Source organism: Parasedimentitalea denitrificans (assembly GCF_011813015.1).
Lineage (GTDB): Bacteria > Pseudomonadota > Alphaproteobacteria > Rhodobacterales > Rhodobacteraceae > Parasedimentitalea > Parasedimentitalea denitrificans.
Window position 1 is genome coordinate 53,631 of the sequence record NZ_QHLQ01000022.1, and the last position, 23,476, is coordinate 77,106.

At 56.1% G+C, this 23,476-nt stretch carries 19 protein-coding genes, 2 tRNA genes and 1 pseudogene; 12 read left to right on the plus strand and 10 right to left on the minus strand.

The features are described 5' to 3' along the window. Window position 1 precedes the first annotated feature (1 nt). From DL239_RS17880 to DL239_RS17900, 5 genes and pseudogenes are all read left to right on the plus strand, one after another. Window positions 2-1,420 (plus strand): dihydrolipoyl dehydrogenase family protein, encoded by a 1,419-nt coding sequence (locus tag DL239_RS17880; RefSeq protein ID WP_167685467.1) that lies wholly within the window; start codon window positions 2-4, stop codon window positions 1,418-1,420. Window positions 1,421-1,435: 15 nt separating this feature from the next. After that, entirely contained in the window at window positions 1,436-2,821 is a 1,386-nt protein-coding gene (locus DL239_RS17885) for a sensor histidine kinase (RefSeq protein ID WP_167685468.1), read from the plus strand. 54 nt (window positions 2,822-2,875) lie between these two features. Beyond that, window positions 2,876-2,952, plus strand: a tRNA-Arg gene (locus DL239_RS17890). Between the two features lie 622 nt (window positions 2,953-3,574). Beyond that, window positions 3,575-4,345 (plus strand): annotated as a pseudogene (locus DL239_RS17895) (sulfotransferase domain-containing protein); the annotation flags it as partial. A 260-nt stretch (window positions 4,346-4,605) separates the two neighbouring features. Next, a complete protein-coding gene (locus tag DL239_RS17900) occupies window positions 4,606-6,177 on the plus strand; it encodes an oleate hydratase (RefSeq protein WP_167685470.1) in 1,572 nt (523 codons plus the stop codon). 220 nt (window positions 6,178-6,397) lie between these two features. On the opposite strand, the gene DL239_RS17905 is transcribed toward DL239_RS17900, so the two are convergent. The 9 genes from DL239_RS17905 to DL239_RS17945 form a co-directional block, all read right to left on the minus strand. Further along, a complete protein-coding gene (locus DL239_RS17905) occupies window positions 6,398-6,994 on the minus strand; it encodes a hypothetical protein (protein WP_167685471.1) in 597 nt (198 codons plus the stop codon). 28 nt (window positions 6,995-7,022) lie between these two features. Next, entirely contained in the window at window positions 7,023-7,313 is a 291-nt protein-coding gene (locus tag DL239_RS17910; RefSeq protein ID WP_167685472.1) for a hypothetical protein, read from the minus strand. Between the two features lie 624 nt (window positions 7,314-7,937). Beyond that, window positions 7,938-8,330 carry a GFA family protein gene (locus tag DL239_RS17915; RefSeq protein WP_167685473.1) on the minus strand — a complete coding sequence of 131 codons (393 nt, stop codon included), beginning with the start codon at window positions 8,328-8,330 and terminating at the stop codon, window positions 7,938-7,940. A 35-nt stretch (window positions 8,331-8,365) separates the two neighbouring features. Next, window positions 8,366-9,079 carry a GntR family transcriptional regulator gene (locus tag DL239_RS17920; RefSeq protein ID WP_206188515.1) on the minus strand — a complete coding sequence of 238 codons (714 nt, stop codon included), beginning with the start codon at window positions 9,077-9,079 and terminating at the stop codon, window positions 8,366-8,368. Window positions 9,080-9,091: 12 nt separating this feature from the next. After that, window positions 9,092-9,940: a fumarylacetoacetate hydrolase family protein gene (locus DL239_RS17925; RefSeq protein WP_167685474.1), complete on the minus strand. Its 849-nt coding sequence runs from the start codon at window positions 9,938-9,940 to the stop codon at window positions 9,092-9,094. Window positions 9,941-9,954: 14 nt separating this feature from the next. Continuing rightward, window positions 9,955-11,742: an IlvD/Edd family dehydratase gene (locus tag DL239_RS17930; RefSeq protein WP_167685475.1), complete on the minus strand. Its 1,788-nt coding sequence runs from the start codon at window positions 11,740-11,742 to the stop codon at window positions 9,955-9,957. Between the two features lie 29 nt (window positions 11,743-11,771). After that, on the minus strand, window positions 11,772-12,518 hold the full coding sequence (locus DL239_RS17935; RefSeq protein WP_167685476.1) for an SDR family oxidoreductase: 747 nt from the start codon (window positions 12,516-12,518) through the stop codon (window positions 11,772-11,774). Window positions 12,519-12,763: 245 nt separating this feature from the next. Further along, window positions 12,764-13,624 (minus strand): GNAT family N-acetyltransferase, encoded by an 861-nt coding sequence (locus DL239_RS17940; RefSeq protein WP_167685477.1) that lies wholly within the window; start codon window positions 13,622-13,624, stop codon window positions 12,764-12,766. Between the two features lie 18 nt (window positions 13,625-13,642). Next, window positions 13,643-14,398, minus strand: a complete 756-nt coding sequence (locus tag DL239_RS17945; RefSeq protein ID WP_167685478.1) for a polysaccharide deacetylase family protein — start codon at window positions 14,396-14,398, stop codon at window positions 13,643-13,645. Window positions 14,399-14,571: 173 nt separating this feature from the next. Here DL239_RS17945 and DL239_RS17950 point away from each other — a divergent pair. The 7 genes from DL239_RS17950 to DL239_RS17980 all read left to right on the plus strand — a co-directional run bounded on the left by DL239_RS17950 (window position 14,572) and on the right by DL239_RS17980 (window position 22,071). Further along, window positions 14,572-14,648: transfer RNA gene (locus DL239_RS17950), tRNA-Arg, on the plus strand. A gap of 100 nt (window positions 14,649-14,748) precedes the next feature. Continuing rightward, window positions 14,749-15,237 (plus strand): PAAR-like domain-containing protein, encoded by a 489-nt coding sequence (locus tag DL239_RS17955; protein ID WP_240931956.1) that lies wholly within the window; start codon window positions 14,749-14,751, stop codon window positions 15,235-15,237. A gap of 165 nt (window positions 15,238-15,402) precedes the next feature. After that, window positions 15,403-16,155 carry a 5-oxoprolinase subunit B family protein gene (locus DL239_RS17960; RefSeq protein ID WP_167685480.1) on the plus strand — a complete coding sequence of 251 codons (753 nt, stop codon included), beginning with the start codon at window positions 15,403-15,405 and terminating at the stop codon, window positions 16,153-16,155. Next, window positions 16,152-17,183, plus strand: a complete 1,032-nt coding sequence (locus DL239_RS17965; protein WP_167685481.1) for a 5-oxoprolinase subunit C family protein — start codon at window positions 16,152-16,154, stop codon at window positions 17,181-17,183. The genes DL239_RS17960 and DL239_RS17965 overlap by 4 nt, the downstream gene beginning before the upstream one ends. Next, window positions 17,180-17,953 carry a LamB/YcsF family protein gene (locus tag DL239_RS17970; protein ID WP_167685482.1) on the plus strand — a complete coding sequence of 258 codons (774 nt, stop codon included), beginning with the start codon at window positions 17,180-17,182 and terminating at the stop codon, window positions 17,951-17,953. Before DL239_RS17965 ends, DL239_RS17970 begins: the two co-directional genes overlap by 4 nt. A 189-nt stretch (window positions 17,954-18,142) precedes the next feature. Next, window positions 18,143-21,355, plus strand: coding sequence for a 4Fe-4S dicluster domain-containing protein (locus tag DL239_RS17975; RefSeq protein WP_167685483.1), 3,213 nt, complete (start codon window positions 18,143-18,145; stop codon window positions 21,353-21,355). Between the two features lie 311 nt (window positions 21,356-21,666). Then, window positions 21,667-22,071 (plus strand): (R)-mandelonitrile lyase, encoded by a 405-nt coding sequence (locus DL239_RS17980; RefSeq protein WP_167685484.1) that lies wholly within the window; start codon window positions 21,667-21,669, stop codon window positions 22,069-22,071. A 70-nt stretch (window positions 22,072-22,141) separates the two neighbouring features. Here the strand turns inward: DL239_RS17980 and DL239_RS17985 are convergent, their stop codons facing one another. Then, entirely contained in the window at window positions 22,142-22,804 is a 663-nt protein-coding gene (locus DL239_RS17985; protein WP_167685485.1) for a bifunctional 4-hydroxy-2-oxoglutarate aldolase/2-dehydro-3-deoxy-phosphogluconate aldolase, read from the minus strand. Window positions 22,805-23,476 lie beyond the last annotated feature (672 nt).

Genomic DNA, 23,476 nt, shown 5'->3' on the forward strand with positions numbered 1-23,476 from the left:
TATGCAACAGCTGAAATGTGATTTGCTGGTCATCGGCGCCGGTTCGGGCGGGTTGTCGGTTGCGGCTGGGGCCAGTCAGATGGGCGCGGATGTTGTGCTGCTAGAAGGGCACAAAATGGGCGGTGACTGTCTGAACTATGGCTGTGTCCCGTCCAAGTCGCTGATCGCCAGCGCCAAGGCTGCCTATGGGCAGGGTCATACATCCGCTTTTGGTGTGGCGGATCAGGTGCCTCAGGTGGACTACGCGGCTGCCATGGATCACGTCGCCGAGGTGGTGGCCAGCATTGAACCAATGGACAGCCAAGAGCGGTCTGAAGGTTTCGGAGTGAAGGTGATCCGTGAGTTTGGTGAATTCATCTCGCCGACGCAGGTCAAGGCGGGCGATCATATCATCACCGCACGTCGGGTTGTGATCGCCACCGGGTCTTCGCCACTGGTGCCCGCGATCCCCGGCCTGAGTACGGTGCCCTATGTCACCAACGAGACCCTGTTTGACCAGCGGGACAAGCCGGATCATTTGCTGATCATCGGCGGTGGCCCGATTGGTATGGAAATGGCGCAGGCGCATGTGCGGTTGGGCTGCAAGGTAACGGTGATCGAGGGCGCACGGGCGCTGGGCAAGGATGACCCAGAATTGGCAAAGGTCGTGCTGGACAGTCTGCGTGATGAAGGCGTTGAGATTGCCGAAGGTGCAATGGTCAGCGCGGTGCGTGGTCAGGCTGGGGCGATTGAGGTTGAGACCAAGGACGGTAGCATCTTTAAGGGCTCGCACCTACTGATGGCGGTAGGGCGCAAGGCGAATACAGATCGGTTGAACCTTGGGGTTGCAGGCATTGAAACGAACCGAGCCGGTATTCTGGTTGATGATCAACTGCGCACCAGCAACAAAAAGGTTTATGCCATTGGTGATGTGGCTGGCGGGATGCAGTTCACCCATGTGGCTGGATATCAGGCGGGCGTGATTATCAAGTCTGCGCTGTTTGGCCTGACATCCAAAGCCAAGAGTAATCACATTCCCTGGACCACATATACTGATCCTGAACTGGCGCAGGTGGGGCTTACCGAGCTTCAGGCACGCGATATTTACGGTGCCAAGTTAGAGGTGGTGCGGTTTGACTATCACCATAACGACCGGGCACTGGCCGAACGTAAAACCAAAGGTTTCATCAAGGTCATGGTGGTCAAGGGGCGCCCCGTTGGGACCTCGATCGTCGGACATCAGGCGGGTGAGCTGATCAGCACATGGTCGCTGGCGCTGGCCAATGGGCTAAAGATGAGCCAGATTGCAGCCATGGTCGCGCCTTATCCAACGATTAGTGAGATCAACAAACGTGTCGCCGGGGCCTATTTCTCGCCTCGGCTATTTGATAGTCAGAATGTGAAACGCGCGGTTCGGTTTGTACAGCGCTGGATTTCCTGAGCCAGAAAGGCCGCAATGCTGAATTCGCTTTCAGGCCGATTTCTGATCCTGACCACGGTATTCGTGATGTTGGCCGAAGTTCTGATCTTTGTGCCGTCGATTGCGCGATTCCGCGAGGATTACCTGCTTGCGCGGTTGGAGCGGGCGCAGATTGCATCCTTGGTACTGCTGGCAGACGATATGCTGGAAACCGAGCTAGAGGCCGAACTGCTAGAGAACGCAGGCGTGTTCAACGTGGTGCTGCGCCGCGATGAGATGCGCCAGTTGATGTTGTCGTCGCCAATCCCAAGCCCGATTGAGAACACCTTTGATCTGCGTGAGGCCAGTGCGTTTGTCCTGATCTCGGATGCCATGCGGCGGTTGATGACGCCGGGCAATCAGATCATTCGGGTGATTGGCGCCCCCGTGCGCGAAGCTGGGCTGCTGATCGAGGTGACGATGGAGACCGCGCCACTGCGGATGGCGATGATTGACTATGGGGTGCGTATTTTGCTGCTGTCGGCGGTGATTTCGGTATTCACTGCGGTTTTGCTGTTTGCTGCTGTGCGCAGGTTTCTGGTCAAGCCGATCAAGGGTGTGGTGGGTTATATGCAGCGCTACGCCACTGCGCCCGAAGATGCCCGTGGTATTATCAAGCCAAGCGCTGGCGTGACTGAGCTGCGCGAGGCCGAAGAGGCCTTGTTGCAGTTGCAGACTGAGCTGACACATGCGCTGAAGCAAAAGGAACGTCTGGCGCAACTGGGAGAGGCCGTGGCCAAGGTGAGCCATGATCTGCGCAATATCCTGACCTCGGCGCAGTTGTTCACCGACCGGATTGAAATGAGTGAAGACCCGCTGGTGCGGAGGTTAGCGCCTAAGCTGGTGAACTCGATGACCCGCGCGATTTCGCTGTGTGAGGGCACACTGGCATTTGGCCGCGCCGAGGAACCCGCACCGACCCTGACAATGATGAACCTGAGCGAGGTGGTAGAGGACCTGATCGCAGCCGAGCTAATTGCGGGTGGCAACGACAAGGTTGAGATTGTGAGTGCAGTCTCTGCCGATTTGGTCCTGCGTGCCGATCCCGAGCAGATTTATCGCATCGTGATGAACCTGGTGCGCAACGCCCGACAAGCTGTTGCCGGAACTGGCCGCGATGGCACGGTGACGATTTCCTCACACGAGGATACCGAGGCCTGGTGGATTTCGGTCAGCGACACCGGTCCCGGATTGCCCAAACGGGCGCAAGACAACCTGTTCACACCTTTTCAGGGCGGTGCCCGCAAGGGTGGTTCGGGGCTGGGGCTGGCAATTGCCGCAGAACTGGCGCGTGGTCACGGTGGCTCTGTCAGCCTGCGCCAAACCGGGGCCGAGGGAACCATTTTCGATGTCTGCCTGCCCAAGGGTGATGGCACCATATAAATTCGTTTTTGGGGTTGCTCATCTGTTCGGGTCAGATTACATCCCGCCCTTAGTGGACCGATAGCTCAGCTGGATAGAGTACCTGACTACGAATCAGGGGGTCGGGGGTTCGAATCCTCCTCGGTCCGCCACTTCCCTCAATATGATAATTCGTAGGTTTGCCCTTGTTGGGTAATTAGGTTTGGTTCGGATGGCCGCTATTGAAGGTCTGATAGCGGGACTTCGCGATCTTTACCTGTTGTCGATCTAAACGGAGTGGACGGTCCATTGCGGCCGCTGGCCAGCCGATCTGGTGCCGCGCTGCAGCTTCTCCAGACCCGCCATTCGTGTGCTATGCAGCATTTTTGAAAAGCGAGAGACCGACATGCGGACATTGCTGGCATTTGCAAACCCGACCAATGCTCGAACAGCAATCCTCCAGAGTTGGCGGCAACCGACAAGCCGCGGCGCAGAATGAGCGGCAAAAACAACCAAGCCGGTGTCTACGCAATGAAACTGCCCTCATGCTTTGAAAACCCTGACGTAGAGCAAGGCTAGGCATCAGTCCAATTTAAGTTTTGCCAAACAAGAGAAAAGGATTAATTTTGGAGCTGGGAGGTTTTTTGCAATGAACAAGAACCGATCTTCACTGCCCACCACAACCGATGAAATGGACGCCCTTTTTGCAAAGGTATTTAGGGAAGAAAGTAGGGATTTGGGCTTGGCCTTTCAGCCGCGCTCTACCGACATAATCATTACCCCTTCGCCAAATGTGGCACAACCTGGTTGCAGCAAATTGCCCACGGCTTACGGACCCGGGGCAGTATGGATTTTGAAGAGATCAGTAATGTAACGCCGTGGATCGAGCTTGCTTTTGAACTTGGCATCGATCTGGACGCGGATCAATTGGCCGAACCGCGGGTCTTCAAGAGCCATCTCAGTTGGCGGGATGTCCCCAAGAACGCACGCTATATTGTCTCATTCCGCGATCCATCGGATGCATTCATATCAGTCTATCGATTCTTTGAAGGCTTTATGTTTGAGCCGGGCACGATTGATATGGACGCGTTCTTTCGGTGGCGCAACCCGCCTGCTGAGATGGGTGAGCGCGGATACTGGCACCACTTGGCTTCATGGTGGGAGCAGCGAGATAATCCCGATGTCCTGCTGCTGTGTTACGAAGATATGTTGGCAGACTTTCATGGCACAGTGCGGCGTGTTGCGGCGTTCATGGACATCGCGCTAGATGACGAGCTGTTCGCCCGTGTGGTGCACCAAGCCTCGCGGCGGTTCATGTTGGAGCATAAAAGTCAGTTTGATGAGGCCCCCTTTCGGTGCCTGATTTCTCAGCGGACGGGTTTGCCTGTTGATACGGATGCCTCCAAGGTCACGCCCGGCGCACGCGACGACCCGAAATATCATCTTGCAGCAACACACCAACAGAAGCTGGAGGAATTTTGGCAGGCGCAACCGTCCAACCGCTTCGGTCTGGAAACCTACGAAGATCTAAGGCATGCCACTCGAGCTCTATACCAAACTGGATAAACCCAACGATGGCAAGTTCTCCTAGGATATGACCCAGTGGGCTGTCTGCTTCGTGCTATGACCATGCAGATTGCTCATCAGCTGCGAATACTCCTCCTGCGTAAGTCGGTGTCGTATTACTGGAAATTCTGCGGTTAGCCTCCGCGGCTCGGCTATACATCACTAACCCTCGCATCAGGTCAGAACATCCAACCTGATCCGTATCAACGTCCTGACGTCTGTTCTGCGGTATAAGGATGAAAGTTGATGGGAGGTGCCAGATGTCAAAAACACAAGCGCAGCACCACATCGTTGGTGGTGGAATTGCCGGGCTCGCAGCGGCTGTATTTTTGATCCGCGATGGAGGTGTCGATGGCCACGACATCCACATCTACGAACAGCTCGGCGAGGTAGGGGGATCTCTTGATGGTTCAGGAGACGCTGCGACCGGGTATCTGATCCGGGGCGGGCGTATGTTCGAAGAGCATTTTGCCTGCACATTTGATCTATTGGGTACAATCCCGTCCGTGGACGACCCTAACATCTCTATCGCCGAGGATATTACCGCATTCAACAGAATGGTGCCCGGCTCATCCAACTGTCGCCTTGTGCGCGACGGTAAGCCGGCCGAGGATCGCTATGATCTTACCCTTAGCGCTCATGATATCGTTGATATCAATCGGTTGATCCTAAAAACGGAACGTTCGCTAGGAGACCTGCGCATTGATGAGTGGTTCCAGCCATCTTTCTTTGAAAGCAATTTCTGGCTTATGTGGTCGACAATGTTCTCGTTCCAACCATGGCATGCGTTGATTGAAATGCGGCGTTATCTGAGACGCTTTATCCACCTTTTCCCCGGCTTTACCAAGATCGCTGGAATCCTGCGCACGCGGTACAATCAATACGATTCCCTGATTGCGCCTATCCTGACCTGGCTGCGGAACCATGGCGTAAAGATTTCCACAGACACAATGATCACCGATGTCAGGATCGAAGGCACCCGGCAGGATCGCTACGTCAATGCATTGGTTTTGGACGGTGGCGACACCGTAAAGACAGACGAAGCTGACCGCATCTATCTAACTTTGGGGTCGATGACGGATGGGTCGGTTGTCGGGACGAACGACAGCGCGCCAAACCTTGCGGACAAAGAGGGCGGAGCCTGGGCGCTCTGGCGCAGGTTGGCAGAGCGCCATGAGGGTTTTGGCCATCCCGAGGTGTTTTGCGGTGACACCAACAAGACCGCCTGGCATTCGTTTACAGTCACATTGGATGGCCCCGATTTCTTTGAGTTCATGGAGGATTTCTCTAACAACCGAACCGGTACGGGTGGGTTAATCACGTTTGCCGAGTCAGGTTGGATCCTTTCGTTCGTGCTCTTTCATCAACCTCATTTCCGAGGGCAGAAGCACGGCACCTACACATTCTGGGGGTACGGGTTACGCGGTGATCGTCCCGGCGATTTTGTCAATAAACCGATGTGGGAGGCGACTGGAGACGAGATCATTACCGAGCTTGCCGGGTACCTTGGGCTGACCGACGTGCAACGGCGGTGGTTTGATGGCGCGCGGGTATTACCCTGCCGAATCCCGTATATCACAAGCCAGTTCATGCCCCGTCGCCCTGGTGATCGGCCTGATGTGCTGCCTGTTGGTTCGCGGAATTTCGCGATTATCGGACAGTATTGCGAGCTGCCCCGAGATTGTGTTTTCACGGTTGAATACTCGGTGCGCTCTGCCCGTACTGCTGTAGCTGTCCTGACGGGGCAGGTAGACCCGCCGCCCGCCGTCGCACGGACCGATCTTGACCCGATGGTATTGATGCGAGCCGCCCGTGTGCTGATGGGAGTGTGATAAACTCAGCGCCTTACTGCGATGCATTTGAAGCACAGGTTTCTCGCGTTGTGGCAGCATGCAAAGGAGGAGTGAAAGGCCCTCTGCGGCCATTCGTGACAACACGTTATTGCCCTTCTGACAAATTCTACGCTGCTACAAATTCGACAAGGTTGGTAGAGCTCAGAGTCCTTAGAGGACCCAGATTTAAACGTCAGATGGTTTCATTTTCAATCAGAATTCATTTTGTATCTGCAAACAACCTTATCCAACGGAAAACCATCATTAATACGAGCATGCTTACGTATAGCCCCACGAGGTCTCCGATGGCGTAAGTTGCCAGGACTGCGAATAAGTCGTCTGGGACAATAAGCCCGGAAAATACAAATATTTGGCCCACCGAGTTGAAGACCGAAGCAATGGCTCCGACAACGAGAAGCCACTTCCAGTTCATAGCCCGGTCTCGGCCAGCATATAGGTCGCGGCCAAAGAACTTCATTATCACGAAGCTGACGTATGCGGACATGGCGCCGACAGCAATTGACCACAAAATCACCGGTTCCGTGAATTTAAAAATCTGGGCCGGTGTGAATAATAACTCTGAAAGGAACGCACCGGTAAACAGAGAAAATAGTGCTTTCCAACCTGACAGCCACGTTGCCAGTACGCGCACTCCATGGGGCAAGTAAATCAGGCTTGCGAAAACTGTGATATCAGAGAAGAACAAATTCTGGACGGGGGTAACAACAAGCGCGGTAACCCCGTGGCACAGAATATAAACCGCGACCACTATTAGGAAGTTCTTTGCAAAGTCGACCATGTATTCGAACCTGCTCATCCTCGCACTATCCAAGCCGAACACACCATTAATCCAAGGATTTCACAAGGTACTGGCCCCGTCCTGTTTCTTGGGCCTGAATGAGGTATCCTCTGGAAACTAACGACTTAAGTGCTCGAAAAAATGTGGGGCGAGACACATCTGCGACCAACACATGTTTTAGCAAGTATGAAGTAGTAACACCACCGTGCGCTTCTGAAAGCTCTGTTGCAGCGTAGTAGATGTCGCGTTCGGCCGAAGATAGGTCCTGAAGCCCTACGGAACGCTCCATATCCAGCATCAACTTCCGCAGTTCGGTCAACTTGGAGATATCTGACATTCGGTGCAACTCACACAGATTTGGTTCTGCTAAGTTCGGAGCAAAACGGACCCTTTTATTTCAAGAAATGCTAAGTTGGGCAAGTCTCATATTGACACTAATTGACAAATTGGCAAGCTTTATCGTGTTCGGTCGCTAATTGAACCTGTGAGTGGTGGCGACCGAACTGTATTTTATTACGATCGTGCGGTGTCTTAGGGCGCCGCACAATTTTCACTGATTAAAACTTCCCAAAATTGCGAACTTTCATAGCCGCAACGGCCAATTTGGCCAAGGTCCAAGGTTAGAGTGAATAGTGGCTATCTGTCCACTCATGAATGATCGGCAGGCGACTTTCGCAATAGATTGTAGCCCAGTCGAAGTCCGACAACTGCGTTTATTTGCTAGAGCCATTTCTGTGCAGGCTTGAGGGTGCGCGCGTAATTGCAAAGTCCCACCCTCACAGGCTGCATGTCCGCACTTCAGTCGTTGGTGCGCAGCACAGCGAACGGCCCCTTACCGCTCGGACTGACGTATTTCTAAGGGAGCAGCATTCGACAAGGCTGGCTCTATCCCGCCATTCTCCGCGCTTATACTGCACGGCAGTCCGTGATCGAGTGATTGGGTTGCTATCGCCCGACGGGCTTAACCCTCTTCCCGGTTTTTGGTGTCTCGACCACTCTCGTACCCGGACATGTGCGGGAATTGCGGTAACCAGGGTTCGCGGCGGGTTGTCCAGCATTCGTATGTGGGAGTGAGTTGGCCGGGGGTGTCCAGGATGCCGAGGTGTACTTCGATTTCGTCGCCGCTGCGGGCATAAACGGACGAGCCGCAGTTGGGGCAGAAGAAACGTCCGGCATAGTCTCGGGGTTCGCCCTCGACGGTCACCGCATCCTGGGGAAACACTGCTGCGGCGTAAAACAGGGCTCCGTGATGTTTGCGGCAGTCAAGGCAGTGGCAGATGCCGACCCGGTAGGGGCGTCCAGTCGCTACAATCCGAACCTCGCCGCAAAGGCAGCTACCGGTGTACGGGTCCATGTTGCGTCTCCTTTTGAGTCAACCCGTATGTATGGCTAGCGGGGCTGGAACAGCTCGGGGCGTTCGGTTTCTAGCGGTTCGATGTATTCGACCAGCAGGCGGACGTGGTCGCGTGTTGCCGCTTTGGCGGTTTCGGGGTCACGGGCAATGATCGCCTCGACGATAGCGGCGTGTTCCTTGAGTGCTGCCTGCATGCGGCCCGGTGTTGGCATGTGTAGGTTTCTGGCCCGGCTGACCTGGGTCCAGGTGCTGTCTGCCAGTGGTGGCAATCGCTTGAACCCGGTAAAGGACATGATCAGGTTGTGCATGTCGTAGTCAACCTGCAGGAAACCCTCTACGTCTCCATCCTCGGTCAGGGCCTCTTGCATGCGCAGGTTACGCCGCAAGAGCACTATTTGTGGCTCAGTTATGGTTTGGGCGACCCGTTCGACGGCGGCGACCTCTAGGGCTTCGCGCAAGAAAGCGCCCTCGCGGATGTCATCCATCGAAAACCGCGAAACAAATGTGCCGGCCTGAGGAACCACGTCAACCAGCCCCTCGGCGGCGAGTTTTGTGACTGCCTCTGAGACCGGCGAGCGGGACACGCCAAGGGTCTCGCAGATTTCGGTTTTGCGGAGGATCTCGCCGGGTTTGTAGACCAGCGTCAGGATGGCGTCCTTTAGGACATGGTGCACCCGTGATGATAGGGAACCGCTAAAGCGGTCCAGTGGTAGCAACTGGTGCATCTTGTCCTGTTTCGTTTGCGTCATGGTGGGCTCTGTTTATTCGTCTTCGTCGACGATTTGGCTTTGCTGGCCCAGCCCGTCAATCCACAGGTCCATTTTGTCGCCTTTGTTCAGGTAGATCGGCTCTGGCTTGATGCCCATGCCGACGCCCGGTGGGGTGCCGGTAGAGATCACGTCGCCCGGATGCAGGGTCATTAGCTGCGACAGGTGTGAAATGATCTGGGCCACGGTAAAAATCATGGTGTTGGTATTGCCGGTCTGCATGCGCTTACCGTTCACATCCAGCGTCATGTCGAGCGATTGCGGGTCGCCGACCTCGTCCCGTGTCACCAGCCAAGGGCCGGTGGGGCCAAAGGTGTCGCAGGATTTGCCCTTGGTCCATTGGCCGGTCAGTTGGGTTTGAAAGTGGCGCTCGCTGACGTCGTTGACGATGCAATAACCGGCAACGTGGTTTAGCGCGTCTTCCTCGCTGACGTATTTGGCCGCAGTGCCGATAACGACACCCAGTTCGACCTCCCAGTCGGTTTGGGTTGATCCCCGTGGTTTCACAACCGGATCATTGGGGCCAACGACTGCCGAGTTCGCCTTGAAGAACAGGATTGGGTGCTTGGGGATCGCAAGGCCGGTTTCTTCGGCGTGGTCTGAATAGTTCAGCCCGATGCAGAGGAACTTGCCGATGTTGCCAACGCAAGGGCCGATGCGAGGGGTGCCGTCTACGGCGGGCAGGGTGGCGGTTTCTAGTGCGCGAATGGCGTCCAGGCCGGCATCCGATAATGTGTCAACGGCGATGTCGGCGACATGAGCGGACAGATCCCGCAGAGTGCCGTCAGCATCAATCAGGCCTGGCTTTTCGGCGCCGGTTTCTCCGTAACGTACTAATTTCATCGTTAAAATCCTTACTAGTGGTTGTCACGTGGCATGGTGCCGTGGGCGATATCCTGGAACTCATCAGCGCCATCCAAAATCATACCTTCCGAGAAGGGACGTACCTTCTCGCGGAACAGTTCCTGCCAAGGGGTCTGGCTGGCAGGGGCGTAGGCGTTGTCTGGCAGGGCGGCGCGGCGCTTTTCGATTTCGGCGTCGTCGACCAGCATGTTGGCGGTGCAGGCGTTCAGGTCGATGCGGATACGGTCGCCATTTTGCACCAGCCCCAAGCCGCCACCATCAGCCGCCTCGGGTGAGGCATTCAGGATCGATGGAGAGCCAGAAGTGCCGGACTGGCGGCCATCGCCAAGGCAAGGCAGTGCGTGGATGCCCTTTTTCAGCAGATAGGCAGGTGGGCGCATGTTGACCACTTCGGCGCCACCGGGATAGCCGATGGGACCTGCACCGCGCATGATCAGAACGCAATGCTCGTCGATGTTCAGGGACTCGTCGTCGATGGTTGCGTGGAAATGTTCGGGGCCATCAAACACAATTGCGCGGCCCTCGAATGCATTGGGGTCGTCTGGTGATGACAGGTAGCGGTCGCGGAACTCTTTTGAGATCACGCTGGTTTTCATAATCGCACTGTCGAACAGGTTGCCGCTGAGGTTGATGAAACCAGCCTCGGACCCAATCGGCGCGGTCACCGCGTGGATCACCTCGGGGGTGATAGAGCGTTTTTCGCTGCAGTTGTTGCCGATGCTTTCACCGTTGGCGGTTACCGCATTGGGGTGAGGCAGCAGGTCAGCTTCCATCAGCTCACCCACCACAGCGGGGACACCGCCGGCGCGGAAGAAGTCTTCGCCCAGGTATTCACCAGCGGGCTGAAGGTTGACCAGCAGCGGGACCTTGTGGCCGAGTTTCTGCCAGTCGTCGTTGGACAGCTCGATGTTTAAATGTTTGGCAATGGCGTTCAGGTGGATCGGCGCGTTGGTCGAGCCGCCAATGGCTGAATTGACGACAACGGCGTTTTCAAACGCCTCACGGGTCATGATGTCAGAGGGTTTCAGATCCTCGTGGACCATATCAACAATGCGCTGACCGGTGTGATAGCTGATCTGGCCGCGATGGCGGTAGGCTGCTGGGATCGCGGCAGAGCCGGGCAGCTGCATGCCCAGAGCCTCGGCCAGCGAGTTCATCGTGCTAGCGGTGCCCATGGTGTTGCAGAAGCCAACGGATGTTGCTGACGAGGAGACCAGTTCAAGGAAACCGTCTTCGTCGATGTCACCAGCGGCGAGCAATTCGCGGGCTTTCCATACGATGGTGCCTGATCCGGTGCGTTCACCACGGAACCAGCCGTTCAGCATTGGGCCAACTGACAGAGCAATTGCCGGGATGTTGACGGTGGCAGCGGCCATCAGCAGGGCAGGGGTGGTTTTGTCACAGCCGATGTTCAGGACAACACCGTCAATGGGATAGCCAAACAGGGTTTCCACCAAGCTGAGGTATGCCAGGTTACGGTCCAGCATCGCGGTGGGGCGCTTGCCGGTTTCCTGAATAGGATGCACAGGGATTTCAATCGGCGTACCGCCATTGGCAATGATGCCGTCGCGCACGCGCTTGGTCAGCTCAATGTGGTGACGGTTGCAGGGGCTTAGGTCTGATCCGGTTTGGGCGATGCCAATGATCGGCTTGCCGGACTGTAGCTCTTCGCGGGTTAGACCGTAGTTCAGGTACCGCTCAAGATAGAGCGCTGTCATTTCTGGGTCGTCGGGGTTGTTGAACCATTTCTGCGAGCGCAGCTGGGGTTTTGTACCGGACATGTGGCACTCCTGTTGTTCTAAGTGTTGTGTTAGCCGGACCAGCCGCCGTCGATGACGTGTGGTTGGCCGGTGATAAAGGCGCTGTCGTCTGAGGCCAGATAGACCACGAGGGCAGCGATTTCTTCGGCAGAGGCAATGCGGCCCATGGGCTGACGGGCGACAAAAGCCTTTAGCGCGGCGACGTAGTCGCCGGTGGCGCGCAGCCGGTCGTGCATCGAGGGGCTGTCGACCGTACCGGGGCAGATGGCGTTACAGCGGATGCCCTTGGTGATGTATTCGACGGCGACGGATTTGGTCAGGCCAAGCACTGCGGCCTTGGAGGTTCCATAGACAAACCGATTGGGCGCGCCGATCACAGAGGAACAGGCCGAGGACATATTGATGATTGAACCGGTCCCACGCTCAAGCATTCCGGGCAGGGCAGCGCGGATAGTGCGGAACATGGACTTCACGTTCAAATCCATGGCGAAATCAATGTCGTCTTCGGTTGCTTCCTGAATGGTTCCATGGTGCACAAAGCCGGCGCAATTGAACAGGATGTCTGGCGCGGCGCGGGATATGCCCTCGTTCACCGAAGCCACATCCAGAACATCCATGGCAAAGGTTTCGAGCTGGCCCTTGGCCTCATCCTGCAAGGAGGCCAGCGCGTCGCTGTTCACATCAGTTGCAAAGACATGCGCGCCTTCACGCGCCATTGCCAGAGCAGAGGCGCGACCGATGCCTTGACCTGCAGCGGTGATGATTGCGCGTTTCCCGTGTAATCGTCCGTTTGTCATTCTGTGGCCCGTCCAGATTGGTTTCGGAAATTTAGCTATACCGTCATTTGCCTTTGTGAGGTGGATGTTTCCCCGCTGTCTTGGTTATGGCTAATTCAACGCAAACTAAAATGCTAGTGTGCTAATTGTGTCAGCGTACGGAAAACTGATAGCGATACTAGTCGTACGCCAATGGCAGTTTAACGATTTCAACGTGATGAATGCGCGATGGCGATTGCATTGCCGGGGTTGGAGTGAAGCGAGGGCTAGTAGAGCTTCAGTCCCAGCAAGACGACTTCAGTATAGAGATGGTCGATGTCTTCGGGTGCCATGCGACCTGGAGTGTAGAACCGTGGAATAGCAAACTCTTCGATGACATCTGGTTCGACCGAGGCAGGCAGCAGGCGGCCGTCGACCGACAGGATGGCGCTGCTGGATGGTAGCAGACTGTCGGCAATGGCGCGGGCGTGGAGGGCAAAGAGATCGCGGTTGCCTAGATACATGACCTCATGCGTGACATAGTCGTCGTGCTTTTGCTTGATCGATAGGACGACCACAAGCGGCCCGTTTGGGGTTTCAATTGCCAGCGGCGTTAGCGGGAGGTTTAAGTGATCTTGCAGAATCTGCTTATCCTTGGTGCTGATGCGATTGCCTAGTTCCAGTGGGTTAGGGTGGATAGGCAGCTTCTGCGCGGGGGAGGTGCTTGGCTTCCAGATCAGACGTTGGGTGTCGAGCTCGACCAGTCCAGCGCGTTTGACCGCGTGAACTGCGCCGGGGGAGCTGGTGAAATCGGTCACCGTGATATCGGGATTGGCGGTGGCCAGTTCGATCATTTTGCGGCCAACGCCGGTGCCTCGGTAGGGCTTTAGCAGGTACCAAGAGGTCATGTTGGCCGTGATGCGGGGGCCATTGGCGGTGGGGCGCTGGGCGGTGACCAAGCCCAATGCTCCTACCAGTTTCCCCTGGTCGCGCACAGTAATGGCATAGCTGTCATTAGCACGTCCCCAGCGACCATCAAGGATTGCCCGCCAGCCGTCCATTGACCATTTGGCGCGAGGGAAAACTTTGGCCATGAACTGGGCAATTTCTTCGCGTTCTGATGGATGGGCGTGGTTGATGTCGACCATGTTGAGTTCCTGACGTGTTCAGAGCAGCGAGGACAGCCGGACCCATTCGGTCGCGCCGTTGTGGGTAAGGCGATCCAATAACTGATCTATAAAATCCCAGACCCTGTCATCGGATTGCAAGTGGTGGGTGGACAGTCCGGTCGGCTCAGTTGGGTCTACTAACCCAAGGCGCCTTTGTTCCAGATGCTCGACCACTCCGGATAAAGTAGCCTCAGTTCCGCGAAATTTAGGCCCTTGTTTCCAGCGAATAGGATCAACGTGAATGTTCACTTGGGTAATGCCAGCGACAGGATGCGCGGCTTTGCGAGCGTGACAGGTTGAGAGCAGTCGGTAGCCGAGGTTGGGAAACTGGGTGACGGTCTTGTCTGCGATGCGGTTCCAAGGTGCGGCAAAGCCGGGCAATAGGTTGGGTAGATCGGCCTGTACCAGTTTTTGCCAGCCTGCGCGCAGGTCTTGTAGCTGCAAATCGATGTTGCGATTTTCGCCCATTTCAGAGGCTCGTGCCCCGATGGGTTCGTTATTCACATGGGCATAGCCGTGTTGCAGCACATACGTGTCAGAGGAGCGAACCAGAAGATGAGCCAGATCCGAAGAGATGTTTTTGGGAATAACGGCTAGATGAATCGGCAGGTGATACTTTGCCGACAGCGCAAGCAGTCTGTCCAGCGCAGGTGTCGGAGATTCGGTATCGTCGTCGCGCCACCAGAATGTTGGTGTGACGCTGGCATCATGCCAGAGCGCTAATTCCTTTTCCAAATCGAACCAGGTTGCCATGGTAAGAATTCTTTTCCCATTTGCCCTCTGATCGCAACCACATAGAGCAGGCGTGGCGCGAGTCGTGCAGGCGGGCGCAACTGCGATGGGGGCATCGAACATCTGATGAATTTAATTTTGCCAGTTTTTGGGGTTGCGCCTATTCGCGGGTGCCACTAAACCCCGCAAACAGTGGACCGATAGCTCAGCTGGATAGAGTACCTGACTACGAATCAGGGGGTCGGGGGTTCGAATCCTCCTCGGTCCGCCACTTTCCTAAAAGATCAGATGTAGACACCTCGGCAATCGCTTGGCGATTTGCGGCGGTTGTTCTGGATTTTTGGGCCAAAATTGGTTATCATGTCAGTGTTATGTTTCCATCTGCCTCCAAAAAGAAAAAGGGCGGTGTCCCGGTTGTGTTTCCGGATGTGTGCAAGACACCAGCACCTCCGGCCCCATTTGTGCCGATCCCTTACCCAAATATTCAGGTCGCATCGATGAGCCTCAAATTTGCATCGGCTCGGATTAAAAAGTTCAACAAAGAATTTGAAAAGTTGTCGGGTGACGAGGCAGGTACCCTTAAAGGTGTGGTTGCTTCGGTTACCAAGATGGCCGCCATTTTTTCGAAGCATTCAAAGACGGTTAAAGATACCGGTAAAAAGGCATCCAAACTGATGTTGCCTAATCAGGCAGCCAAAGTTTTCCAAAAAGCGCAAAAGCAGCAGAAGGCGTTCGAAAGCCAGATTAAGAAAGAGTGCGACAAGCTGCTGAAAGAATGCAAGGACGACAAGAAGAAGCAGAAGCTGGCGAAGACGCTGGTTTCGATCGTTGGGAGCGCTGCGCGCGGTCATCCGGTTTAGTGGGTGCTCGACGAGGGTTGTTCCCCTGATTGCGGATTTCGCTTTTTTGTACGGCATCCGAACTCACTTTTCTCAAATCCGTGATCTGTCCTGTTGTCACTGTTTCCAGTGTTGACAGTCTACCCATGGCATCGCAACGCTGGCGGTGACTAATAGGGGGTGGATATGAGCGGGCAGGGGTTGCCAGAATTTCCCGTAATACGGACTGTTGGCCTGCAGGGATTGCTGGTCACTTTTGCGGATGCACTTAGCGAGCCGTCGAACCGGGCGGCATTGGCGTATCAGGCGGCTTTGAGGCAGGTGGCGATTGACGGGATGGTTGAAACTTCGACCTCGCTGGCATCGGTGTTTGTACGGTTTGATCCCAGTTTGGTGTCACATGATCAGTTGCGGGCGCAGTTAGAGAGCTTGTTAGCTGAGCAGGACTGGTATGGCGCGCCACTGCCTGAGGGGCGGCGGTTTTGGCGGGTTCCGACAGTTTATGGCACCGATCTGGCCCCACAACTGGCGGAGGCCGCGGATGCCGCTGGGATGAATGAGGCGCAGGCGATTGATAGTCTGGGCTCGGCGCGGGTGCGGGTGTTGACCATCGGTTTTGCAGCATCGCAACCCTATCTGGGGACGCTTGGTGAAGAGTGGGACCTGCCGCGCCAGACTGCGCTGACGCCAATGGTGCCGTCGGGCGCCTTGGTGCAGGCGATCCGGCAGTTTGTGTTGTTCACTGCTCCGGCGCCCACAGGATGGCGGCATGTTGGGCAGACGGGTATGAGGCTGTTTCGGCCAGAAATGGATGATCCCTTTGCGCTGCGGGCTGGGGACGAGATGATTTTTGAGCCGGTGGCTAAGGCTGATTTTCTACGCCTGCGTGAAGGTGATCCAAACAACGGTGGGGCTATTGTGGCCGAGATTGCGTCATGAGCGGGCTGAAGGTTTTGCAAATCGGGCCGGTTGTGTCGGTGCAGGATATGGGTCGGCCGGGGCTGTTAGAGCGCGGTATTTCCCAAGGTGGCGCGGCGGATACGCTGGCGCTGGCCGAAGGTGCGGCCCTGTTGCGTCAGGATGCTGGATTGGCGGCGTTGGAAATGGGCGGTCTTGGTGGTACGTTTGAAGCTGTTGGAGCGTTGCGAATTGCGCTGACCGGAGCGCCGATGCTTGCCACCTTGGACGGGGAGGCCTTGGCCTGGAATGCCTCGCACCAAGTTGCAGCAGGGCAAAAGCTGGTGATCGGAGCGGCCCGGCGTGGGGTTTATGGTTATCTGCATCTAGGTGGCGGTATCGACACGGATTCAATGCTGGGCTCGCGTGCTGTGCATTTGATGGGTGGAATTGGTGCTGCGACACAGGAGGGGGATTTCCTGCCTGCCGGACCGGATGCCAACCAAGAGACCGGTTTGGGAGTTGTTGCCGAGGATCGGTTCTCGGGCGGGGCATTGCGCATCGTTGAGAGCTTTCAGTCCGGGTTGTTTTCTGCCGATGTGCTGTCGCGCTTTGGTTCAACCGCGTTCACGCGGGGCGGTCGTGCCAACCGGATGGGTGTTGAGATGGTCTCAGACGGCGAGGGGTTCTCGGCTGCGGGGCAGTTGAACATTCTGTCCGAGGTGATCGCGCCCGGTGATGTGCAGATGACGGGTGATGGCAAGCCGTTTGTTCTGTTGCGTGAGTGTCAGACAACAGGTGGCTATCCGCGTATTGGCACCGTGTTGCCTTGTGATTTGGCGCGCGTGGCGCAGGCCAGTAATGGCGCGGCCCTTCGGTTTGAATGGGTGACGCTGGAGCAGGGGCTAGAGATACAGGCCCGACATGATGCCTATGTGAAATCCTTGCCGTCACGCTGTGAGCCGCTGGTCCGCGACCCGTCTGACATGGCGAACTTATTATCTTACCAATTGATCAGCGGAGCCATTTCGGCAGACGCTGACCCATTCGACACTGGAGTGAACACATGACTAAATCGGTCGATTTGAATGCCGACATGGGTGAAAGTTTCGGCCCATGGAACATGGGTGATGATGCGGCGCTGCTGGATATCATCTCGTCGGCCAATATTGCCTGTGGGTTTCATGCGGGTGATCCCGATGTGATGGCGGCAACCATGACACGGGCGATGGAGTGCAACGTGGGTATTGGCTCGCACCCTGGGTTTGCTGATCTGCAGGGGTTCGGTCGGCGCAAGATTCAACTGCCCAAAGAAAGCCTGAAGAACATGGTGCGCTATCAGCTGGGCGCATCACGTGGGATGGCGGGGGCGCTGGGCGGTAAAGTTCGGCACCTGAAATTGCACGGTGCGCTGTCCAACATGTGTAGTGTGGATGCCGACATGGCGCGCGCTTGTTACGAGGCGGCGCTGGAGGTGGACCCGGACATCATCATCATGGTGCTAGCGGCGACTGAGATGGAGCGCGTGGTGCGCGATTTGGGCTGTAACTGGGCCGGCGAGATTTTTGCTGACCGAGCCTATAATGACGACGCTACGCTAGTTGATCGTTCGCTGCCCGGCGCGGTGATCCATGATCCGGCGGTGGCTGGTCCGCGTATTCTGCAGATGGTGCAGGAGGGGGCGATCATTACCGAAAGCGGTAATCGCATTCCAACGGCTATCGATACGATTTGCCTGCATGGGGACACTCCTACTGCTGTGGCGCTGGCCGGATCCGTGCGGGACAGCCTGACCGCCGGTGGGATCGAAATTGCGCAGTTTTCAGGGCGCAAGGGGTGATAATTGCCAGATGTAAGGGGTGAAGTTCACCCCTTACTTGGATTTTCGGAATATTGACTGAATATTGTTTTGTTTAAAATCAATCGCCTAGGCGGTTTTTTGGAAAATTGTATATTGGATGCTATCAAGGTGGTTGCTTTGTATAGTACAAGGCGGGGAGTTCAGTAACTAATCGCCAGGATACCCATTATGACCCTCCAGATTTTCTCGGATAAGAAACGCCCCATCCATTTAGGGCCATATCCGATGGAACGCTTGGCGCGCGGGTCGATGCCGGACCTGGGAATGGTGCCGGGATTTCAGCCCCTGAACTTTCGTCGCCCCGGCCTTCCGGCCTCGATTGTCAATGCAATGGGCGAGTATCAAGCGATGATGGACGCCATCCGTGATGGGATGGTCAACAAGGCGCGGGCTGAATGTCCTAGTGATCCGAAGGAGCGGGCGGATCATATCAAGGCGTTTGGCTATTTCTCGGATGCGGCGATGGTGGGTGTCGGGCCGATGCCTGCTTCGGCGCGGTTGGAGCAGCCATATCGCAACCCTGACATTGACCGGCTGTCCGAGGATCTGAAGACACGGCAGACCAAAACGCTGGCGGCGGGGATCGACCTGATCATGGCGGATCTGAAAGAGGCGATGATCGCGCCACCGACAACGATTGGCGATCATTCCCGCGCAATCGTGTTTCTGTACGACATGCAGCGCGATCCCAAAGTGGGCGAGGAAGGCTGTGACTGGTTGGAGGATGCGCAGGAGCATCGCGCTTGTTTACGGGCCAGCGAAACCGCCGTTGTTTTGGCGAACTATATCCGTTTGCTGGGCTGGGATGCCAAGGCGCATACAGGTACGTCGTCGGATGTAGATCTGAACCAGCTTGTGGTGGCAGCGGGCCTAGCCACTGTAGAAGACGGCAAGCTGGTGAACCCCTATCTGGGGGATCGGTTTGGTGTGGCTGTTGTGACCACAGATTTTGATCTGGCAAAGGATCAGCCTTTGGTCCCATTGGGGCAACAGCCCATGTTCAAGGCCAAAGGTCCGCGTTGGTGGGTTGGGCTGGGCTCGCAAAAATCGGCGTTGAACGGTGATCCGTTCCGCAAGCGGGATTTCAAGGATGGGCCGCATCCGTTTGAGACCCTGACACGGGTAGAGGATCCAACGACATATATTGATGAGGCCCATGTGGCGCGGGTGCCCAAGCGGGCCGATTTGTTTGCCCGTGCGCAGTTTGGCGATATGGGAAAAACCAATCAAAAGGCCGCAACCGGTGGCTTCTATGTCCGCAAGGCGGCACCTTCGATGGCGCAGAGGCGGATGCTTGGAGCTTTTGTGTTGTTGCAGGATGGAGAGTCCTCTGCCGGGCCGCGCCCAACGGATGCCGAGCGAAATGCGGCGAACATCAAGGCGGCCAGTTACTGGTTGGGGATTGATGCAGTAGGGATCAGTCGCTGCCCGGATTGGACTTGGTACAGCCATGATGCCACCGGAGCTGAGATACACCCAGAGCATGATCAGGCGATTAGCATGATCGTGGATCAAGGGTTTGAGACTACAGATGGCACCTCGGGTGATGACTGGATCGCGGTGGCACAGTCGATGCGCGCTTATTTGCGGTTCTCGCTGTTGGGTGGCGTGGTCGCGCGCCAGATCCGCAATCTGGGCTACAAGGCCAAGGCGCATACGGTGATGGACGGCGAGGTGTTGCAACCGCCGCTGTTGCTGTTGGCAGGACTGGGTGAGGTCAGCCGGATTGGCGAGGTTATCCTGAACCCGTTCCTAGGCCCGCGGCTAAAGTCTGGGGTTGTGACCACGAATATGCCGATGGCGCATGACAAGCCGATTGATTTCGGCCTGCAGAAATTCTGTGAGAGCTGCAACAAATGTGCCCGCGAGTGTCCGTCTGGGGCGATCACTGCTGGCCCCAAGAAGATGTTCAACGGCTACGAGATCTGGAAGAGCGACAGTCAGAAATGCACCACCTACCGGATCACCACGCCGGGTGGCGCGATGTGTGGCCGGTGCATGAAGACCTGCCCTTGGAATTTGGAAGGTTTGTTCCGGGAAAAACCGTTCCGCCATGCTGCAATGAACTGGCCCTCGGCTGCGCCTGCGCTGGCCAAGCTGGATGACTTGGTGGGTAATGGCGAGATGAACCCGGTCAAGAAGTGGTGGTGGGATCTGGAGATGGAAGAGGATGGCGGATACCGCCCAACCCGCCATCCGGTGAATGCCCGCGCGTTGCAAAAGGATCTGAAGCTAAAACACGAGGATCAGACACTGGCGGTCTATCCGGCCAATCTGGCACCGCACCCATGGCCCTATCCATTTCCGATGGATCGTGAGGAAGGGATCGAGGCGTATCAGGCGATGATCACGGCCGAAGAATACAAAGAGCGCCGCGCCAAGGGTGAGTCTGGTGATTGGGATCACATTTATACCAGTGACACTGATAGTCCTGTACTGCAGGTCGTAGTGTCTAAGGCCGAGGTGATGAGCCCGGATGTGACCAAGTATGAGTTCCGTAGTGCTGACGGGGCGGACTTGCCAGAATGGACTGCCGGTGCCCACTTGGACATCGTTGTAGCGCCAGAGTATCTGCGACAGTATTCGATGTCGGGCGATCCGGCAGACCGCAGTAAGTACCAGATTGGTGTGCTACGTGAAGATCAGGGCAGGGGCGGGTCAGCTCTGTTGCACCGGATCTTTGCCGAGGGGCGCAAGATCTTCATCTCGAAACCCATCAACCATTTCCCGCTGGATGAAACCGCCAGCAAAAGCTTCCTGATGGGCGGCGGTATCGGGGTGACGCCGATGATCGCTATGGCGCATCAGTTGCATGCACTGGGTAAAGATTTCGAATTGCACTATTCGGTCTCGAGCCGCTCTGGCGCAGGATATCTGCCCGACTTGCAGGCAATGCCATGGGCTGATCGTGTTGTGGTTCACGTCTCGGACGAAGGGACGCGGGCAGATTTGGACAAAGTGCTGAACGGCTACCGGGATGGCTGGCACGTCTATACCTGTGGCCCGGATCGCTACATGGATGGCGTGATGCAGGCAGCAGAACGGCAGGGCTTCACCGAAGAGGCGCGACATCTGGAGTATTTCTCGGTTCCGGAACTGCCTGAGTATGAGAACCACGATTTCACCCTGAAGCTGGCGCGTTCTGGGCGAGAGATCATTATTCCGGCTGACCGATCGGCGACGGATGTGTTGACCGATGAAGGGGTGCGTATTGACGTGAAATGCGCAGACGGTATCTGCGGCGTCTGTAAATGTGGGCTTGTTTCTGGTGCGGTTGAACATAGGGATTTTGTCCTATCCAAGGCGCAACGAAAGACAGAAGTTGTCCTTTGCCAGTCGCGTGCGGCTGACAAAGGCGGAGTGATCGTTGTTGATCTATAGTGTTTCTTAAGCATCGCAGTGTTTTTGGATGTTCAGCATCTCCCGCCCGCTGATAGGTGCATCAAAGATGCCCTAACAGCCGTTGGGCGTGGCGCCACGCAAGGCGCGGCGCAAGGCCCAGCTCTGCGGTGAGGTCGTCAGGCTCTTCCACGAGGGCAGGAGGCGTGGTGCCCGTCGACAGTTGAATGGGGGCACAATGCGAAAGGCGTAAAGGGCCGGAATTGCTGACTTGACAGAATGAATTTGGGTTCCGAATGTTTATGCATTCACCGACTGACTTGATTTTTGCAACAACGAAACTTGAGAAACGTATGGAATTATTCCCTAGCAGCTCGCGGCCGTCCAAAATTGGCGACCCCAGTTGGTATTTTGGTCAGATTTGGCTGGAACCGATCCTCGCGGCACCTACGCCTTCCAGAAATATATCTGTCCGGATGAAGTTTGCCCCGGGTTCCCGAACCGCTTGGCATAGTCATCCGTTAGGTCAAACCGTGTATGTCGTGGCGGGGATAGGTCTGATCGGTACTCGGGATGCTCCGCCGCAAATTTTGCGCCCTGGAGACGCGGTTTGGATTCCACCGGGACAGGAACACTGGCATGGCGCCACGCTTGGTTCGACGTTGGATCACATCTCCATCCGGGAATCCGAAACCGGCTTTGCCACGACTTGGATGGCGCATGTATCTGACGACGAGTATCAGATCACGCCCGTCTGATGTGTTCCTTTGGTTAGGTGTGCGCATAGGGAGAATGGTAGTGGTTTGGCAGTTTTTTGGGATTGGCTGGCTAGTGGCCGTTTCCGAGCAGCCGTGCCTGATGGGCCAGCTTTCGAATCCCACCCCAGTGCTCTTCTTGTATCATCTGTGCAGGTGCCACCCAGCTACCGCCGACACAGGCAACATTTGGCAGGGTCAGATAATCCAGGGCATCATCCTGTGAGATACCTCCGGTTGGGATGAAGTGAACCTTCGGAAACGGAGCGCTCAGAGATCTCAAGGCGGCCGGGCCTCCTGCGGAAGCGGGAAAGAGCTTTATCAGGTCAAAGCCGTAGTTCACTAAGTCAGTGATCTCTGTCGGGCTTGCGGCTCCGGGTAAAAGTGGCAAAGCAAGATCCTTGCAAGCGTCAATTACCTGGCGTGTCGCACCGGGAGAGGATGCAAATGTGGCTCCAGCCTGATGGGCTTGATTGACATGTTGTGAATTCAGTAGGCTGCCTGCACCGATCGTAACGCCCGGCACACGGGCCATTAATGGAATGGCGGCTAGTGCTGCCGGTGTGTGTATTGTGACCTCGAGTACCGGCAGCCCACCTGCAACCAGTGCCTCGGCAAGTGGCACCGCATGGCCCAGGTCATGGATCGTCAGCACCGGGATTACCGGGGCCTGATGGCACAGCATATGCATAGAGGGTTTGGTCAGGGGTTTGGTCTGTGTTGCGGATAAGCTCATGTCCAACCCTCGGTAGGCGTGATTGATCTGAAAACCGGTTCAAGCAGCAGCCAAGATCTATCGTCGTGCGTAGCCAGGATCGGTTGCTGGCGCGACCCATGTAGATCCCCTGGTGTCAGGACTGTTTGCGTCATTTCCATGCCCACCTTTGACTCTGAAATTAGGGCAGGGGCGCAAAAGGTAAATGCCTGCCAGTAAAAGGGGTAGGCGTGGTCAGGCGACCTTGCGTTAGAAAAGGGACTGTCCGAGCGTTGGTTGACCACCGGGCTATACCAGAATGAAGTGGGACTTATGCGGTTAGGCCATGAAGGCCGACAGCAGGTTTCATCGGTGTTGGTGTCGCTGGGAAAGTGGCGGAGTCGGCTTGCGAAGGAGGTCAGCCTCACAAGGGGGAGGGGTATCGGGCGTCCTTGAAGAGTCTCCACCAACCCGGAGGAAAAAGGTGTGAAATGCGGTTGGCTGTTGCGCCCCTTAGGCGGTCTCCAAGATCAGAGAGGTCGATTCTGGAGATTCTTGTGCCCTAGCCACCATTCGGCCACTAGATCTGGTGGGTGTTCTGCTTTCGGAGCATTCAAGGTTTGATTTACCATGGTTTGGAATGGCGGAAATTGAAAAAGTCAGGGGCTACTTCATTGATTTTACGTTGTTATTCTCGGTTTCTGAAAAAAGATG